General features: G+C 66.1%; 1 protein-coding gene. It reads right to left on the bottom strand.

The genetic code is table 11. The features are described from left to right. On the bottom strand, window positions 1–841 hold an 841-nt coding region (locus JC881_RS32225; RefSeq protein ID WP_233102177.1), incomplete at both ends, for a condensation domain-containing protein.

Below are 841 nucleotides of genomic sequence, written 5' to 3'. Positions count from 1 at the left end.
GCGTGCCATCGCCCTGCACGTCCAGCAGGTTGAACGGCGCCGTCGGCTCGTCCACATCGCCCAGCATCCGGCGGAAGAACGCCTCGTGCTCGGCCTGGCTCACGCCCAGCCGTGCCTGTGCGACGAAGCGCCTGAAGGGCACCGGCTCGGGAAGCTCAGCCTGCCGGCCCTGCTCGATCAGCGCGATCTCCTCGACCAGGAGGTCCAGCGTCGTGTGGTCCAGCACCAGGTGGTGACTGGGCAGTTGCAGCAGCCAGCGGTTGCTTGCGTCGTCGTGCGCGGCGATCGCGCGGATCATCGGCGCCTCGCGCACGTCGATGCGGTAATGCGAGGGGTGGACGTAGGCCGCGAGTTGTGCGGCGACATCCGAGGCCATGTCCACGTCCTGCAGCCATTGCAGGTTCAGCGTCGCATGCCGCTGCACCACCTGCACCGGCTCCTTCAATCCTTCCCACAGCACCGCGGTGCGCAGGATGTCGTGGCGTGCGATCACCTGGTTGAAGCTGGCGATGAAGCGCTCCAGGCGCTGGCGGCTGTCGAAGCTCAGGCCCAGCGGCGTGACGTAGGCATCGCCTTCGGTCTGCAGCAGGTGATGGAACAGCATGCCCTCTTGCAACGGCGCGAGCGGGTAGATGTCCTGGATGTTGGAGACGCCGCCCTGCACTGCCGATTCGATGCGCGCGATCTGCGGTGCATCGAGATCGATCAGCGTGACCATCTGCGGTTCGATCGCCTTGCAATCGGCAGGAATGCCGTTGGCGGGAACGACCACTTCAGTGCTCTGGCGCTCATGCATCAGGGCCTGCGCAAACGCAGCGAGCTGCGGATGCTGGAACAGCGT

It is taken from the genome of Variovorax sp. IB41 (assembly GCF_016405905.1).
GTDB lineage: Bacteria > Pseudomonadota > Gammaproteobacteria > Burkholderiales > Burkholderiaceae_C > Variovorax.
This window is presented reverse-complemented; position numbering and strand designations above follow the sequence as displayed.